Annotated in this window: 16 protein-coding genes and 1 tRNA gene; 7 read left to right on the forward strand and 10 right to left on the reverse strand. The window is 61.7% G+C overall.

The features are described 5' to 3' along the window. Nucleotides 1-90: 90 nt before the first annotated feature. The 3 genes from istA (SBA_RS03095) (at nt 91) to ltrA (ending at nt 3,628) form a co-directional block, all read left to right on the forward strand. Nucleotides 91-1,605 carry an IS21 family transposase gene (gene istA / locus SBA_RS03095; RefSeq protein ID WP_261935857.1) on the forward strand — a complete coding sequence of 505 codons (1,515 nt, stop codon included), beginning with the start codon at nt 91-93 and terminating at the stop codon, nt 1,603-1,605. Beyond that, on the forward strand, nt 1,592-2,320 hold the full coding sequence (gene istB / locus SBA_RS03100) for an IS21-like element helper ATPase IstB (RefSeq protein ID WP_261935858.1): 729 nt from the start codon (nt 1,592-1,594) through the stop codon (nt 2,318-2,320). Before istA (SBA_RS03095) ends, istB (SBA_RS03100) begins: the two co-directional genes overlap by 14 nt. Before the next feature lie 171 nt (nt 2,321-2,491). Next, nucleotides 2,492-3,628: a group II intron reverse transcriptase/maturase gene (gene ltrA / locus SBA_RS03105; RefSeq protein ID WP_261935859.1), complete on the forward strand. Its 1,137-nt coding sequence runs from the start codon at nt 2,492-2,494 to the stop codon at nt 3,626-3,628. Nucleotides 3,629-3,808: 180 nt separating this feature from the next. Here ltrA and SBA_RS03110 read toward each other — a convergent pair whose 3' ends face one another. Beyond that, nucleotides 3,809-4,348: a hypothetical protein gene (locus tag SBA_RS03110; protein ID WP_261935860.1), complete on the reverse strand. Its 540-nt coding sequence runs from the start codon at nt 4,346-4,348 to the stop codon at nt 3,809-3,811. A 109-nt stretch (nt 4,349-4,457) separates the two neighbouring features. Further along, complete coding sequence (locus tag SBA_RS03115) at nt 4,458-5,528, reverse strand: hypothetical protein (RefSeq protein ID WP_261935861.1); 1,071 nt, start codon at nt 5,526-5,528, stop codon at nt 4,458-4,460. A 625-nt stretch (nt 5,529-6,153) separates the two neighbouring features. On the opposite strand from SBA_RS03115, the gene istA (SBA_RS03120) reads away from it, so the two are divergent. Both istA (SBA_RS03120) and istB (SBA_RS03125) read left to right on the forward strand, forming a co-directional pair. Then, complete coding sequence (istA, locus tag SBA_RS03120; protein ID WP_007200412.1) at nt 6,154-7,692, forward strand: IS21 family transposase; 1,539 nt, start codon at nt 6,154-6,156, stop codon at nt 7,690-7,692. Nucleotides 7,693-7,707: 15 nt separating this feature from the next. Beyond that, on the forward strand, nt 7,708-8,472 hold the full coding sequence (istB, locus tag SBA_RS03125) for an IS21-like element helper ATPase IstB (RefSeq protein WP_006956108.1): 765 nt from the start codon (nt 7,708-7,710) through the stop codon (nt 8,470-8,472). Here istB (SBA_RS03125) and SBA_RS03130 read toward each other — a convergent pair. The 4 genes from SBA_RS03130 to SBA_RS03145 all read right to left on the reverse strand — a co-directional run bounded on the left by SBA_RS03130 (nt 8,463) and on the right by SBA_RS03145 (nt 10,436). Further along, nucleotides 8,463-8,900: a hypothetical protein gene (locus SBA_RS03130; protein ID WP_261935862.1), complete on the reverse strand. Its 438-nt coding sequence runs from the start codon at nt 8,898-8,900 to the stop codon at nt 8,463-8,465. The genes istB (SBA_RS03125) and SBA_RS03130 overlap by 10 nt on opposite strands. Before the next feature lie 159 nt (nt 8,901-9,059). Continuing rightward, nucleotides 9,060-9,248: an excisionase gene (locus SBA_RS03135; protein WP_261935863.1), complete on the reverse strand. Its 189-nt coding sequence runs from the start codon at nt 9,246-9,248 to the stop codon at nt 9,060-9,062. A gap of 215 nt (nt 9,249-9,463) precedes the next feature. Further along, nucleotides 9,464-10,141, reverse strand: a complete 678-nt coding sequence (locus tag SBA_RS03140; RefSeq protein ID WP_261935864.1) for a hypothetical protein — start codon at nt 10,139-10,141, stop codon at nt 9,464-9,466. 203 nt (nt 10,142-10,344) lie between these two features. After that, nucleotides 10,345-10,436: transfer RNA gene (locus tag SBA_RS03145), tRNA-Ser, on the reverse strand. A 221-nt stretch (nt 10,437-10,657) separates the two neighbouring features. Between SBA_RS03145 and SBA_RS03150 the strand changes: the two genes are divergently transcribed. After that, entirely contained in the window at nt 10,658-11,452 is a 795-nt protein-coding gene (locus SBA_RS03150; protein ID WP_261935865.1) for a DUF1134 domain-containing protein, read from the forward strand. Between the two features lie 68 nt (nt 11,453-11,520). Here the strand turns inward: SBA_RS03150 and dinB are convergent, their stop codons facing one another. The 4 genes from dinB to SBA_RS03170 are packed head-to-tail and all read right to left on the reverse strand — an operon-like array spanning nt 11,521 to nt 14,266. Beyond that, the gene (dinB, locus tag SBA_RS03155; protein ID WP_261935866.1) at nt 11,521-12,612 is read right to left on the reverse strand and encodes a DNA polymerase IV; all 1,092 of its coding nucleotides are present in this window, start codon (nt 12,610-12,612) and stop codon (nt 11,521-11,523) included. A 50-nt stretch (nt 12,613-12,662) separates the two neighbouring features. Next, nucleotides 12,663-13,193, reverse strand: a complete 531-nt coding sequence (locus SBA_RS03160) for a hypothetical protein (protein ID WP_261935867.1) — start codon at nt 13,191-13,193, stop codon at nt 12,663-12,665. A 9-nt stretch (nt 13,194-13,202) separates the two neighbouring features. Further along, the gene (locus SBA_RS03165) at nt 13,203-13,745 is read right to left on the reverse strand and encodes a DUF177 domain-containing protein (protein WP_261935868.1); all 543 of its coding nucleotides are present in this window, start codon (nt 13,743-13,745) and stop codon (nt 13,203-13,205) included. Beyond that, nucleotides 13,742-14,266: a ubiquinol-cytochrome C chaperone family protein gene (locus SBA_RS03170; protein WP_261935869.1), complete on the reverse strand. Its 525-nt coding sequence runs from the start codon at nt 14,264-14,266 to the stop codon at nt 13,742-13,744. The genes SBA_RS03165 and SBA_RS03170 overlap by 4 nt, the downstream gene beginning before the upstream one ends. A gap of 162 nt (nt 14,267-14,428) precedes the next feature. On the opposite strand from SBA_RS03170, the gene SBA_RS03175 reads away from it, so the two are divergent. Further along, complete coding sequence (locus SBA_RS03175) at nt 14,429-14,944, forward strand: outer membrane protein assembly factor BamE (RefSeq protein ID WP_224546576.1); 516 nt, start codon at nt 14,429-14,431, stop codon at nt 14,942-14,944. The last annotated feature ends 18 nt before the right edge of the window (nt 14,945-14,962 follow it).

Genomic DNA, 14,962 nt, shown 5'->3' on the forward strand with positions numbered 1-14,962 from the left:
ACCCCGTTAGCGGGGTGATCGGCGTCTAAAAGGGACCCCTCATTTCGATGGTTTAAGCAGCCGGCTGGATTTTCAGGCGGCGAGATCGGGATGTTGGTTTTGGAGACAGTTGTTCGGATCCGGCGCGAGTATGCCGGAGGCAAGGCGATCAAGGCGATCGCACGGGATCTGCATGTGTCGCGGAAGGTCATCCGCAAAGCGGTCCGAGCGCCGGAGGGCGCCTTTGATTATCAGCGCAAGGTTCAGCCGCTGCCCAGGATCGGTCCGTTCCAGGAGCGCCTGAACACGCTGCTGGAAGAGAACGAGCTGCGCGGCAGGCGTGACCGGCTGCGGATGACGCGGATCCATGACCTGCTGGTGCGAGAAGGCTTTGAGGGTTCTTACGATGCGGTGCGGCGCTATGCGACGCGCTGGAAGATCGAGCGGCGCAAGGATGCTGGCGATGGCGTCATCGCCTTCATCCCGCTGATGTTCAGGCCAGGCGAGGCCTACCAGTTCGACTGGAGCCACGAAGATGTTGAGATCGCCGGGGCACCGATGCGGGTGAAGGTCGCACATATGCGCCTGTGTGCGTCGCGCGGGGTCTATGTCCGGGCCTATCCTCGCGAGAGCCAGGAGATGCTGTTCGACGCGCATGCGCGCGGCTTTGCCTTCTTCGGCGGCGTGCCAGGGCGCGGCATCTACGATAATATGAAGACGGCTGTGACGAGCGTATTCACCGGCAAGGAACGCGTCTTCAACCGGCGGTTCCTGATCATGACCGACCATTATATGGTCGAGCCCACGGCCTGCTCGCCTGCGGCGGGATGGGAGAAGGGTCAGGTCGAGAACCAGGTGCAGACGATCCGGGGTCGCTTCTTCCAGCCCCGGTTGCGGTTCGCCAGTCTCGAAGAGCTCAATGGCTGGCTGGAGGCCGAGTGTCGGCGCTGGGCGGAACGGCAGCCCCATCCCGAGCAGGGCGAGCTGACCGTGGCGCAGGTGCTGGAGATAGAACGATCTGCGCTGCAGCCGATGCTGGGACCGTTCGACGGCTTCAATGAGAGCGAGCATGCCGTGACCGGCACCTGCCTGATCAGCTTCGACCGCAACCGCTACTCGGTGCTCTCGACGGTGGCACGACGCACCGTACAGGTCCGCGCCTATGCCGATCGCATCGTCGTTCGCTGCGGCGAAGAGGTTGTCGCGGAACATCCTCGCTACTTTGGGCGCAACCGCACAATCTATGATCCCTGGCATTATCTGCCGGTGCTGGCCCGCAAGCCAGGCGCGTTGCGGAACGGTGCCCCCTTCCAGGACTGGGATCTGCCACCGGCGCTTGCCCGCCTGCGCCGCAAGCTGGGTAATGGCGACGATGCTGATCGCCGGTTCGTCCGTGTGTTGTCGGCCGTACTGACCGATGGCCTGGAGCCTGTCGAAGCCGCTGTGCGTGAGGCACTGGCGACGGGCACGGCGAGCGACGACCTGATCCTCAACATCCTGGCACGACGCCGGGAACCGCCGCGTCCGCTGACGATCCTCACCTCCGAGGATGGGGCTCTGCGCCATCCCCCGATCGCCGACTGCGCCCGTTACGACCAGCTGAGGACCTTCGATGCAGCGGCATGATATGATCGAGGCCATGCGCGGGCTTGGACTCAAGGGCATGGCGGGCGCGTTCGACGATGCCGTCACCACAGGCCTTCAGCGCCAGCGCACCACCATGGAGATACTGACCGACCTCCTGCGAGCGGAGGCGACGCATCGTCATGCCGCGTCGATCCGATACCGGATGGCCGCTGCCAGGCTGCCAGTCGTGAAGGACATCGATGCCTTCCGGTTCGAGGGTGCCCCGATCAACGAGGGGCTGGTGCGTTCATTGCACAGCGGCGCGTTCCTGCCCGCACGGCGCAATATCGTCCTGGTCGGCGGCACAGGCACAGGAAAGACCCATCTGGCCATCGCCATCACCGCCAATGTTGTGCGCTCAGGCGCCCGGGGCCGCTACTTCAACACGGTCGATCTGGTGACCCGCCTCGAAGAGGAGGCCAGGATCGGCAAGAGTGGCGCTCTCGCCGCCCAGCTATCCCGTCTCGATCTGATCGTACTCGACGAACTGGGCTATCTGCCGTTCGCCCGATCAGGCGGCCAGTTGCTGTTCCACCTGATCAGCAAACTCTATGAGCAGACCAGTGTCATCATCACCACCAACCTCGCCTTTGGCGAGTGGCCCACCGTGTTCGGCGATCCCAAGATGACCACCGCGCTCCTCGACCGCGTCACCCATCATTGCGACATCGTCGAGACCGGCAATGACAGCTGGCGCTTCAAAAACCGCAGCTGATCCGCCCCAGCGGGCATCAATTAGAAGATGCCTTGCGCTGCGCGCGGCGTAGGGAGGGCGTAGCCCTCCCTACGCCGCGCGCAGCGCAAGGAAGCCCGTCACATCAACCGTGCGCAATCCAGACAGGGGGTCCCTTTTGCGCGCCGATAAGGGGTCCCGTTTGCACGCCGATTGACAGACATCGAGGAATATGGCGCCGAGCGGTGGCTGGCGGAACTGGCGCTTGCGCTCAGGGAGGAGACGTACCAGCCGGAACCGATCAGACGTGTCTACATACCAAAAGCCAACGGCAAACTCAGGCCGCTGGGCATTTCCACCGTGCGGGATCGGGTCTGCATGACAGCAGCGATGCTGGTGCTTGAGCCGATCTTCGAAGCCGACCTTCCACCGGAAATCTATGCCTATCGCGCCGGGCGCAATGCCCAGCAGGCCGTGGTTGAGGTGGAGGAGCAGCTGTTCCGTGGCCGTCCGGATGTCGTGGACGCCGACCTTGCCGACTACTTTGGCACCATCCCACACCTGGAGTTGATGAAATCAGTGTCGCGCCGGATCGTCGATCCGCGCGTGCTGCATCTGATCAAGTCCTGGCTGGAATGCGCTGTCGAGGAAACGGACGACAGGGGCCGGAAGAAGCGAACGACGCAGGCGCGCGATCAGCGGCGCGGTATCCCGCAAGGATCACCCATCTCACCGCTGCTGGCGAATATCTACATGCGCCGGTTCGTGCTGGGATGGCGGAAGCTCGGCCTTGGGCAACGCCTTGGCTCGCGGCTCATCACCTATGCCGACGACCTCGTGATCCTGTGTGAGAAGGGCAACGCGGAAGCTGCGCTCGATCACATGTGCGGGCTCATGGAGAAGCTGAAGCTGACGGTGAACGAGGAGAAGACACGCATCTGCAAGGTGCCGGACGAAACGTTCGATTTTCTGGGATACACGTTCGGTACGATGTACTCCGCGAAAACCGGCAAAGCCTATATGGGCCACCGGCCATCAAAGAAAAGCATTCAGCGCGTGATCGCAACGATCCACGAACTGACGGACCGAGCGCGTACATGGCAGGATACCACATATCTGGTGGCCAAGATGAACCGGGTGCTGCGCGGATGGGCCAACTACTTCTCGGTTGGCACTACCAGCAGAGCATATCGGGCCGTCGACAGCTACGCAGTGGTGCGGTTGCGTCGGTGGCTGCGCGCCAAATACAAGACCAGACGACGGCGAGAGGGAGCCTATCACGACCCTGAGCTATACGAGCGCTTCGGCCTCGTGCGTCTGGCTAACGTGGCCGCGGCCCGCCGTGGGTGAAGGCGTGATGTCTTGTCCGAGAGCCGGATGCGGGAGATCTGCACGTCCGGTTCGATGAGCAGGGAGTGGAAACGGACCGTCTGGCAAGCCCCACAGGCGCGCCGCACGACACCGCGCCACTTCCTGACTCTACCGGAAGGAGAAATTCCGGGTGACCGATTCGGTCACCCGGGATGCAAGTCAATCAACCAACGAAAGAACCGTTGGAAGACGGGCCGGACCTGGCATGACCTTTTCGTATTCGAATAAGCGCTGGGGTCCGGAGACGTCTAATTTTGATGTCCAACCGCCGCCGTAGTCGAAGTTCAGCGTCCAGTCCTCGTAAAATACCATGTGGATAGCATATTCTTCGGTGCGTACGATCCCAAGAGTCTTCCAATTGACGTAGCCGCCCGGTTCTACGAGCTTGATTTTCAGCCTCCATCCCTGATGGCAGATAATCGCAGGACGCCTCCGGAAGGGCAAAACGCCCTTAGGCATTTCGGCGCCCAACTGTAGCGATGCGGTGCCAGCATGACGACCATAGATCGGGTAGGCCTCGTGCTGCAGGTCAACGTACGAAAAAGGCGGTCGATGTTGTCCCTGACGTAGCTGAACAGCGAACTTTCCATGCGGTCGATTCACCACCCAGTAAGGCGTATGTTCGGAGTCCGTGGAGACAAATAGACCCGTCGGCGTGTAACAACCTAAGGGTTGAACTGATTCGAATGCGTCGGTCATAGGAAAATCCTTTGTCGGCTATTTGGATCAAAGCTTGTAGGCGGCACTCAGCGAGAGCTTCCGTGTGCGCGCGCTGGGCTGCCTTCGTTTGGGTTGGGCATAACGGTCGTTATCCGGCTGGAATTTGCTTCATCTGCGCCATCACTTGCCGCCGGACTGCCTTCGCCTCAGCACCGCTGATCATCATCAACTGCTTGATCTGCACCGACGACAGCATCCGGCACATGGCTACCGACAGATGCGGTGGAACATGTTTGAGGACATGGTAGAGGCAGTACCGGCCTCTGTTGGCGTCGAAGCTGCGGGACTTGCACTGGTACGGCGGCTTCAGAAGGTAGTAGCAGAGGTGGCTGAGGGTATGCCGGTGCTGTATCCGTCGCCCAGCCACGGTCATTGCCCCCATATCGCAGGTCAACCGCTCTGATGCCGCCAGACGAGCAGCCAGGTCCGATGGCCTCCAATCCTTCTCGGTCCAGGCAATCATATGGACATGGGGTAGCAGCCAACGGTCTTTGCCCGTCCGAGGCACGTTCTTCAGCGCATCGACCTCAATGATCGCTATCCATTGCAAGCCCTTGCCGTGCATCACGTTGCGCATCCGGGTGCAGATATCTTTAAGTGGCAAGACCGGTTCATTGCTCAGGCGGTGCCAGCCATCGTGGATGAAGGTCAGGAAGTAGAAGTTGAGGTGCCGGTTGCGTCGAAAGAACCGGCGCATCACCGTCGCCAGAGCAAACATCAGGTTCGCCCGCGCATCCAGGTCACAGCCACGTAAATCGCCGGTCCTCAAACCCAGCTGGGTATCCAGTTGCCGAGCATCATGCGGGGATAACCCATGCCGGTATCCTGCTATCCGCTCCTCCAATATCCTGCTGCTGATGGAACAGAGGTGCTCCGCCCTCCCGGGATTGCGAGCACGGGCGCATGTGCCGAATTGGATCTTCTTCTCCCGCTCGGCAGGAGTAAGGTCATCCCACCGCAGACCAGCCTCTAGGCTATATTGCCGTAGCATCGATTCCCGCTGCTCGCGTTCCTCCCGAGCGCGTGGAGGCCGGGGATAAATGATGGCGCGCGGCAATTTGCGCTTACGCTCGGGCGATGATTCCTTCTTGGCAGTTTCAGATTCACACGGAGGGGTATCAGCATGGATAGGTCCATGCTGTGGTGCGTATTTTCCCATGAGGCAGATTCCTCGATCTACCCCACCAACACCCATCATAAGGTAGGTAATAGGGGTATATTAGTGGGGGTATGGTAGTGCATAGTGCTCACCCAGCTTGGATAAGCAGGCGGGCATAGACGCATCGATGCTATGAGCATGGACGCGCACATGCTGATTTACAGGCCGCGTTTGCCGATCCGGGCACCCGGTGACCGTTTACGACGCGCGGCAACCGATATGTTCCGACGCACTTTCCTGCGGCGTGCGGCCAGTGCCTTATCGCTCAGCTTCGGCTTAGGTCTGGCAACCGGCACTGACGCGCGCGGTCCCTTCTCGAGAGCACGGCGTCGCTGGACCTCCTGGCTCCCGCCGATCTGATGGAGAAAGCCACCCACGAAGCGACTGGGCACACCGGCGTCGTAGGCATATTGGAGCTTGTGCGCGATGTGCCTGATCTGGTTGCGACGCGTCTTGCGCGTTTCGCGTGATCGCGGGCACTGATTTCATCTGATCGCGGGCAGCGATTTCACGGGAAGCCGGGCACCTATTTCACACGATCGCGGGCACTGATTTCGCGCGATCGCGGGCAGGCATGACCAACGAACTGCAGTTACTCCGCCTCCTGAAACACAGGAGGATTGGAATGCCGACAGGACGTTTGACCATGCGCCGTATTCGCGACGTTTTGCGATTGAAGTTTGCCCAAGGGCTGAGTGAGCGGGCGATTGCGTCCTCGCTTGGGCTTGGGAAAGGGAGTGTGGGCACGTACCTGCGGCGCGCCCGGGATGCTGGACTGGGCTGGCCCCTGCCGGAGGGGCTGGATGATGACAGCCTTGAGCTGCTGCTATTCCCGAACGCTTCAGACGTGGCCGATCCAGACCGGCCAGTTCCGGATTGGGCCGTAATTGATCAGGAACTGCGCAAGCGCGGGGTCACGCGCATGTTGCTGTGGCAGGAATACCGGGCACAGCACCCCCACGGATTTGGCTACACATGGTTTTGCACCCACTTTGACGCGTGGAAAGGCCGTGTACGGCCGAGCATGCGGCAAACGCATGTGGGCGGCGAAAAGGTGTTTGTCGACTTCTCCGGCGACACGATCGAGATCGTTGACCCGGCAACCGGTGAGGTGAAAGCGGCCAAGCTGTTCGTCGCAGCGATGGGGGCCTCAAGCTATACCTACGCCTTGGCTGTTGCCAGCGAAGGGCTGGAGGATTGGATTGCGGCCCATGTGGGGATGTTTGCCTATCTGGGCGGTGTGCCGAAGGTGGTCGTACCCGACAACCTGAAATCGGCTGTGATTAAGCCGGACCGCTATGATCCCGGCTTGAACCGGACCTATGCTGAAATGGCCGGGTACTACGGCACAGCAATCCTGCCGGCGCGCGTGCGAAAGCCAAAAGACAAGGCCAAAGTCGAGGTAGCCGTGCAAGTCGCCCAGCGCTGGATCCTGGCAAGGTTGCGCAATCGCAGGTTCTTCTCACTAGCCGAGCTGAACACTGCCATCCGGCCATTGCTCGACGAATTGAACATGCGCGTCATGCGTGACTATGGCGCCAGTCGCGCTGATTTGTTCGCCACATTGGATCGTCCGAACTTGCAGCCGCTGCCCGCCGATCCCTATGTCTTTGCGCGCTGGAAACGGGCCCGTGTCGCCCCCGATTATCACATCGAGGTAGATCGCTGCTGGTATTCTGTGCCGTTCAACTTGATCCGGCAGGACGTGGACGCGCGGGTTACTCATGCCACGGTAGAAATCTTCCATCGTGGCAAACGCGTCGCTAGCCATCTGCGCGATCCCGGACGGCGTAGTCATGTCACGGCGGCCGAGCATATGCCGTCGGCGCACCGCCGCTATGCCGAATGGTCCGCGACGCGCATTCTGAACAGCGCCGCAAAGCTGGGGCCCTCCGTGGCTGCGTTTTGCGATATCGTAATGCAGGACAGGCCGCACCCCGAACAAGGCTTCCGAACCTGCCTGGGCGTGCTGTCGTTGGCCAAAAGCTTCGAGCCCCGGCGGATCGATGCCGCATGCCGCCGGGCCGTCGCCATCAAGGCCCGATCGGTCGCATCCATCCGCTCGATCCTGAAGACCGGTCTTGATCAGGCTTTCCTGGAACCAGACCCCGAAGAGCTGCCGCTGCAACACCGCAACATCCGCGGCCAGAACTATTACCACTGACAGAGGAGATTACTGTTGCTGTCCCATCCCACTTGCGACCGTCTGGAGGCTATCGGGCTTTCCGGTATGGCAAAGGCACTTCATGAACAGCGGCGCGTTGGCGCGACGTTTGAAAGCCTCAGCTTTGAAGAAAGGCTGGGATTGCTCGTCGATCGCGAAGCTGCAGAGCGTGACGCCAAGAAGCTGGCTACGCGGTTACGTTTTGCCGCCCTGCGCCACGCGGCCTGTGTTGAAGATATCGACATGCGCAGCCCTCGCGGCATTGATGTCGCGGTGATGGCGCATCTGATCGATGGCAGCTGGATCAACCGGCACGAAAATTTGCTGATCACAGGGCCAACAGGGTTGGGCAAAAGCTGGATCGCCTGCGCACTGGGCAACAAAGCTTGCCGTGATGGTCGCCGGGTTGTCTATCATCGCGTGCCCCGCCTGTTCCAGATGTTGGCCATAGCCAAAGGCGACGGACGACATGCCCGCGTTCTCAAAGCCATCGAACGTACGGAACTGCTCATCCTTGATGATTGGGGGCTCTCAGTCCTGACGGCAACAGAGCGACGCGATCTGCTGGAAATCCTCGACGATCGACAAGGTCGGGGCTCCACCATCGTCACCAGTCAGCTTCCGGTGGATCAATGGTTCGAGGTTATCGGCGATCCCACCCTGGCAGATGCGATCCTCGACCGCCTGGTCCACAACGCTCACCGCCTAACCCTGAGCGGCGACAGCATGCGAAAAAAGATGAGCACCATGAAATTGCTTGACCAAAGCCTTCAGCCCTGACTCAATAACACCCGTTGGCCAGCCTGCCCGAGGGCGCGAAATGGCTGCCCGCGATGCCGTGAAACGCGTGCCCGAGATCGCGCGAAATCACTGCCCAACTTCCGCGAAATGCGCAGCGTCTTGGTGATCTCGCCCAGCATTCCGAAGAAGGCTGTCGCTAACCAAGCGAAGGCCATTGCTTGAAGCTCAGGCCCCGGCGACCAGCCTCTTCCGCTGGCATCTGTGATGAAGGATTGCAGTTCGACCGGGCGACGAATTGCTTGCCTCCCGACGCGGTTGATCATCCTATCGGCGTATCCGTTTGCCTTCTCCTGTGGGGCGCGAAAGCGGGGGTCTTTTGGATTGTCAATCCGGTGCTGATACTCTCGGGTATAATCGGCGAGCGCATCCATCAGGCTGCGACGCATTCTTCCAAATTTTCGAGACATGAGATGCTCCTGTCCGCCGCTCCGCACCCATTCGTAGGGCGCAAAAATGCATCTCCTGAACCCGGCGAGGGATCGGAGCGGCGCATATTGAAGGTGAAGGAATAGCGCGGGTTGCGCGCCGGAACGGGTGGCTAGGAGAGCCTAGCCGCCGGTCAAGGATTAGCTCTTCCGCGCAGCAGGATCAGCAGCACCTTGCGCAACCTCGCGCACACTTTCGACCGTGACGAATGTGCGCCGGCCAATCTTGACGCGCTTCAGCTTGCCCTGATTTATAAGAGCAAAAAAACTCGTATTGCCAATCCCGCCAAGGGCAGATCGGGCATCTTTGTTGTTGAGTAGCAGTTCCATACTTTCCTCCATCCCGCATGGCCGGAATGGCCTGCGGACGAGGGACGTAGTGCGCGACACGCAGCGAATTCGGCTGACCCTAGAACGACCCCATTCTGGCACGAATTGGCACTAATTCAGTAAGCACAGACCAATATGATGGTTTCAGTAGGAGGACACCGCGTGAACGGCAGGGGTTATTGGCACTGCCAGTTCAGGCTTTGAAGGTGATCCGATCAACCACTCGAACGCTGACGTTGGTCTTTCACATATTTGTCCCAGATCATGCGAACATCGGTACGAATAGCCCGTTCGCCAAAAGCAAAACCCATGTTTTCTCTAATTTCTAATGACAGCTCAGCCTGACTCGAAAATATGTCTCGATTCAACCTATCTTCACGCTCCAGATCAATCACCGCATGCCAAAAGCTTCGCCATTTTAACTCATCCCGTTTCGCGCCCCGGCGGCTGGCAATTTGGGAATCATCATCGTTGGACGCGATCAGCGCCATGACATCATTCAGAAAAAAATGAACGCCCTCGTAAAGATGAATCCAGCGAGGCTTCAAAGTTTCAGTGATGGAGAATTTGTCGACCGGCCATCGCCATTCCATTTGGTCGCTCGCCCACCTTTTGCTTGACCGCCATGTGAGCGCCGGAAGTTCGACATCATGTTCTAAAGTTTCGTCATCTAAAGCAGGCTGGCCCTTCCATGCAGCAACGATAGTATGTTCATCGGAGATCCAGCCTCGTCGAGCAGCGGACCTGACATGCCCATCTCGCAATTGGTCCGCCAGAATATCTTTGGCTTGGACAGAACCACCAAGCTGGCGCTCGACGAGCTTGAGGGCTTTAGATGCAGGAACCCAACTTTCGTCGAAGCAAACTGAATTGCTTTCTCCGCCGTCCGACATGCGTTCCCTCCAGGCAAAAGCTCCTGGCTGAAGTCAATATGAGAAGATTCTGGATTGGCAATGCAGAATTAAAATTTCGAGCGAGCGAAAGCCAGATCAGCGTCTACGTCCGTCAGTGATCGCCCAAAGCCAAACCAAAAGTGGGCATAAAAATGGGCATAGCTCCGCCGAAGCGGAAATTATCTAGCAAAATCAACGAAAAATGGCGGAGACGGAGGGATTCGAACCCTCGGTGGCCCCTTAAGGCCACGACGGTTTAGCAAACCGCTGGTTTCAGCCACTCACCCACGTCTCCGCACGAAATTTGCCCACCCAGACAGGAGAGCAATGGCTGGCAGGGGCTATAGCGAGGGCTTTGCAGCATGGCAACGGGCTGATTGCGGAATTTTCGCAGCCTTTCGTCTTTCGTTCCGGCGCGGAATCGACTCGGGTCGCCGTTCGTTCATTGTCGTTTCAGCTTGCTGGTCGCAATGCCCTATGATGACTAGGAAGCGGGCTTTTCGGGGAGTAACGGGCATGATCGGCATCAAAGGGCAGAGGGGCGGCCGCATCGCGCGCGCCACGGCGCTGGTCGCGGCGCTGGCGGGCATGGCGCTGACGCCGCTCGCCGCCTCCGCACAGGTGAAGACGATCGATCCCAATACGGCGATCGATTCCGACCTCGCGCCGCCGCCGCCGGCCAACACCACCCCCACCGATCCCGGCGTCGACGCGAGCGTCACCCCCGGCGTCGCTCCCTATGAGCCGCAGGCGGGCAGCGCCGCCGGCAACACCGCCACCGGGGCGCCGGTCACGACCAACTCGCCGCCCGCCGCCCTCTCGCCCGCCGAATCCTATCAGGAAGACGACTTGATCGGCGCGGCGGAAGGCGTGTTCGGCAAGGGCGCCGAAGGCCTCGCTGGCCTCATCGAAAAAGTGCTGAAGGATCAGGGCCGCCCCAACGCCTATATTTCCGGGCGCGAAGCGTCGGGCGCCTTCGTCGTCGGCCTGCGCTACGGCTCTGGCACCCTCAACCACAAGGTGGAGGGCAAGCGCGAAGTCTATTGGACCGGCCCGTCGATCGGATTCGACGTTGGCGGCAATGCGGCCAACACCTTCGTCCTCGTCTATAATCTCTACGACACCCAGGAACTCTACCACCGCTTCCCCGCGGCGGAGGGCACCGCCTATCTGGTCGGCGGCTTCACCGCTTCCTATCTGCGCTGGGGCAATGTCGTGCTGATCCCCATCCGGCTGGGCGTCGGCTATCGCCTGGGCGTCAACGCGGGCTATATGAAGTTCAGCGAAAAGCGGACCTGGTTGCCTTTCTAAAGCAGACTTAACACCCTTTCCGCCTGCGCGTAGCGCGTCAGTCGCAGCAAGGTGGGCACGGCGCGCGTCTACAATCCCAGCGCCAGTTGCCCGCCCTGCGCCGCGTTCTCTTCCTCCCCCTCCAGATTATGCACGCCCAGTCCCAGCAGCCGCGCCCCCATGCGCAGCGGCAGCTGCGCGACCAGCAGTTCCCGCCCGGCCTGCGCCAATTTGTCGGGCGACCGCACCGGCGTCGAGAAACTCCGCGACCGGGTGATGATCCGGAAATCGGCGAACTTCACCTTCAACACCACGGTCCGGCCCCAGGCCTGCGCTTTCTCGATCCGGGTCCAAAGGCTCGCCGCGATCCGCTCGATCTCCGCCACCAGCGCCGCTTCCTCGACCAGATCGTCGAAAAACGTGTCCTCCACGCTCACCGACTTGCGCCCCTCGCGCTCGCGCACCGGCCGATCGTCCTCGCCCCGCGCCGCGCGATAATAATAGTCCGCCGCACTGCCGAAATGCGCCTGCAGGAAGCGCATGTCGCGCGCGCGTAAATCCGCGCCCGTCTCGATCCCCAGCGCCTGCATCCGCTTCGCCGTCACCGGCCCCACGCCATGGATGCGCCGCACCGGCATCGCCGCGATGAAGGCCGGCCCCTCGTTCGGCCGCACCACGCACACGCCGTCGGGCTTGTTCTGGTCCGACGCCAGCTTGGCGATCAGCTTGTTGTAGGACACGCCGGCCGACGCGGTCAGCCCCGTCTCTTCCCGGATCATCCGCCTGATCTCTTCCGCCACCTGGGTCGCCGACGCGATGCCCGGCTTGTTCACGGTCACGTCGAGATAGGCTTCGTCCAGCGACAACGGCTGGACGATATCCGTGAAGCGGCTGAAAATCTCCCGCACCTGTCCCGACACCGCGCGATACACCTCGAACCGCGGCTTCACGAAGATGAGGTTGGGGCAAAGCCGCCGCGCCCGCGCGCCCGGCATGGCGGATCGCACGCCGAATGTGCGCGCCTCATAACTGCATGTCGCCACTACTCCGCGCGGCCCGCCGCCGCCCACTGCGATCGGCAATCCTCGCAACGAAAGATCGTCGCGCTGCTCAACCGACGCATAAAAGGCGTCCATGTCGACATGGATGATCTTGCGCAGCAGCGGCGGCGAGGCGTCCATGCGCCGCCTATGCCATAATCAGGAACGAAAGGGAAACAGAGTCGGCTGCGTCAATCCTGGAGGCGCAGATTGTCGAGCAGCGTCTCCAGATGGGCGCGGCTGATCCGGCTCCACACATTATAGGTGCAGCGCTGCCCGTCGATCCGCAGATATGCAAGCGACTGCGAGCCCTTGCCCTCCGGATTGGCCGCCGGATACGGTTCCGCGCCGATCAGCCCATAGCCGGCGAAGGCGGGGCCGGGCAGGGCGGCCAATGTGCGCCTGTACGGCCATTGCCTGTTCAGCCGCGCCCGCTGCGCCGCATCCGGCTCGGCATCCATGGGGATGATGCCGGGCCCGGCAAAGCCATAGGCGCTCCGTTTCCCCGGCAGGTCGAACGCGACCGCCCAGCCGCCGCTGAAATCGGCTGCGCGCGCCTTGCCCTTGGCGCCGCCGTCGGACAGCAGCGCCAGCGGCGCGCATTGCGCCCGATTCTCCGCCATGTCCCACTGGACCCGAGCCACATCCTCACCGATCATGGGCCGCGCCTGTGCCCCACCCGCGGCGCTCGCCAGCATGAGTGCGACCAGAATGGCGGACATGGGGAAATCCTATTCCTTGCCCTTGAGCGCCAGCAGCGCCGCGAACGGGCTGGCCTGTTCCTCGCTCAGCACGCCTGCCTCCTTCAGATAGGCGTCCGCGTCGGGCGCGCGGGGAAAGGGCGTCATCGCCAGCGCCATCGTCTCGGCCACCGCTTCGCCCATGTCGATGACATGGCCGTCATAGCCGATCGTGTCGCAATCCTCCGCGTCCAGCTCCAGTTCGTCGGCCGCTTGAACATCTTCGCTCTCGACCACGAAGCGCAGTATGAAATCGCTGTCGATCGTTTCGGGCACCGGCACGCCCGTCGCGACGCAGGGCTGGGCCAGTTCTGCGCGCACCCGGCCGCGCGCGACGATCGCGCCATCCTCGTTCGCCACGCCATAATCGGCCTCCAGCCGATCGAGCGCCGCTAGGCCGAATCGCTGCGCCAGCGCGTCGCGCTCCGGCTGCTTCGCCGCGATATGCAGCTTGCCCGCCAGCCGCGCGATCTGGTCGACCTTGTGGGTCCGCGAAAATTCGGGGGCCAGATTGGGGGAAGGATTGATGCTCATCCGATATCTCCCGTCAGCAGAGCGTCGCGCGATACGCAGCCCAGCCGTGTCCAGCGCGCCCGCAGCGCGCCCTCGACATGGGCGATCGCGGCGTCCTCCACATCCGCGCCGCGATAGAGGTTGCGCCGTAGCGCGTCCGCCAGATCGGCCTCGCCCGCCAGCGCCGCGCGATAGGCGCTGATCCGCCCGCCCAGCGCGCTCATCATCCGGCCGACATGTTTGCCGACGACGACGTCGCCAATGCCTTCCTGCCGCAACTGCCCGTCCATGTCGTCGACGAACAATTCTGTCAGCCACACGCTCTCCTGCGCGCCATTCTGCTGCTCCAGCCGGATCAGCACCTGCGCCAAAATCGCGACGATCATGTCGAATCGCCCGTCCAGCGTGTCGGGCACCGCGCCCTCGACATACCAGTGCGGCTGCCGTCCCTCCCGGATCACGGCGTTATAGAGCGGGCGCAGCCCCTCTTTGGGATCGGTGCGGCCAAAGAGGCGCTGGAGGAAGGAGGGGGAAGCGGACATCGGGCAACAGCTTTTCGTGACGGATCGGACGGCGACGCGCCGTCCGATGTTTTGCGCCCCTTGCCGGGGCTTGCGCATTTCCATATTGATCGCTGCGTCGCCCAATGCAATGGCGACATCAGTTTCTTGGGTTCGCGGGACGGCCCCCCGCAGGAGAAGTTCATGCGTCAGTTCAGCCGTCATTCGCCACGCGGGCGTATCCTGCTCGCGATCGGCCTCAGCGCGCTGGTGCTGGGCGCATCGGGCTGCACCCGCATCCGCACGCATCAGGGCTATTCGATCGACAAGCTGCTGGTCGATTCGGTCCAGCCCGGCATCGATAACCGCGCCTCGGTGGAAGGGACGCTAGGTCGCCCCAGCTTCGTGTCGCAGTTCGGCGAGCAGGACTGGTATTATGTCTCGCGCGAAATGCGCGCGCTCGCCTTTTCCAATCCCAAGCCGGTGGAACAGACCGTGCTGCGCGTCCGCTTCGACCCCGCAGGCAATGTCGCGGCAGTCGATCGCATGGGTCTGGACCAGGTCGCCCACATCTCGCCCATGGGCGACAAGACCCCGACGCTGGGCCGCAACCGCAGCCTGTTCGACGAGATTTTCGGCAATATCGGCGCGGTCGGCGCCGGCGGCATGGGCGGCGGTGGTGGCGGCAGCAACACCGGCGGCGGCCCGAACGGCAGCTAAAATCTCGCCGTTACCTCT

Origin of the sequence: Sphingomonas bisphenolicum (genome assembly GCF_024349785.1) — a bacterium.
Lineage (GTDB): Bacteria > Pseudomonadota > Alphaproteobacteria > Sphingomonadales > Sphingomonadaceae > Sphingobium > Sphingobium bisphenolicum.

What these genes read in the sequence shown, in the direction of transcription:
- SBA_RS03160 (WP_261935867.1), bottom strand. Translation starts at nt 13,193, where the DNA reads ATGTCCGCCATTCTGGTCGCACTCATGCTGGCGAGCGCCGCGGGTGGG.
- SBA_RS03115 (WP_261935861.1), bottom strand. Translation starts at nt 5,528, where the DNA reads ATGGGAAAATACGCACCACAGCATGGACCTATCCATGCTGATACCCCT.
- istA (WP_261935857.1), top strand. Translation starts at nt 91, where the DNA reads ATGTTGGTTTTGGAGACAGTTGTTCGGATCCGGCGCGAGTATGCCGGA.
- istB (WP_261935858.1), top strand. Translation starts at nt 1,592, where the DNA reads ATGCAGCGGCATGATATGATCGAGGCCATGCGCGGGCTTGGACTCAAG.
- SBA_RS03170 (WP_261935869.1), bottom strand. Translation starts at nt 14,266, where the DNA reads ATGTCCGCTTCCCCCTCCTTCCTCCAGCGCCTCTTTGGCCGCACCGAT.
- SBA_RS03150 (WP_261935865.1), top strand. Translation starts at nt 10,658, where the DNA reads ATGATCGGCATCAAAGGGCAGAGGGGCGGCCGCATCGCGCGCGCCACG.
- SBA_RS03135 (WP_261935863.1), bottom strand. Translation starts at nt 9,248, where the DNA reads ATGGAACTGCTACTCAACAACAAAGATGCCCGATCTGCCCTTGGCGGG.
- SBA_RS03110 (WP_261935860.1), bottom strand. Translation starts at nt 4,348, where the DNA reads ATGACCGACGCATTCGAATCAGTTCAACCCTTAGGTTGTTACACGCCG.
- dinB (WP_261935866.1), bottom strand. Translation starts at nt 12,612, where the DNA reads ATGGACGCCTCGCCGCCGCTGCTGCGCAAGATCATCCATGTCGACATG.
- SBA_RS03165 (WP_261935868.1), bottom strand. Translation starts at nt 13,745, where the DNA reads ATGAGCATCAATCCTTCCCCCAATCTGGCCCCCGAATTTTCGCGGACC.
- SBA_RS03140 (WP_261935864.1), bottom strand. Translation starts at nt 10,141, where the DNA reads ATGTCGGACGGCGGAGAAAGCAATTCAGTTTGCTTCGACGAAAGTTGG.
- SBA_RS03175 (WP_224546576.1), top strand. Translation starts at nt 14,429, where the DNA reads ATGCGTCAGTTCAGCCGTCATTCGCCACGCGGGCGTATCCTGCTCGCG.
- SBA_RS03130 (WP_261935862.1), bottom strand. Translation starts at nt 8,900, where the DNA reads ATGTCTCGAAAATTTGGAAGAATGCGTCGCAGCCTGATGGATGCGCTC.
- istA (WP_007200412.1), top strand. Translation starts at nt 6,154, where the DNA reads ATGCCGACAGGACGTTTGACCATGCGCCGTATTCGCGACGTTTTGCGA.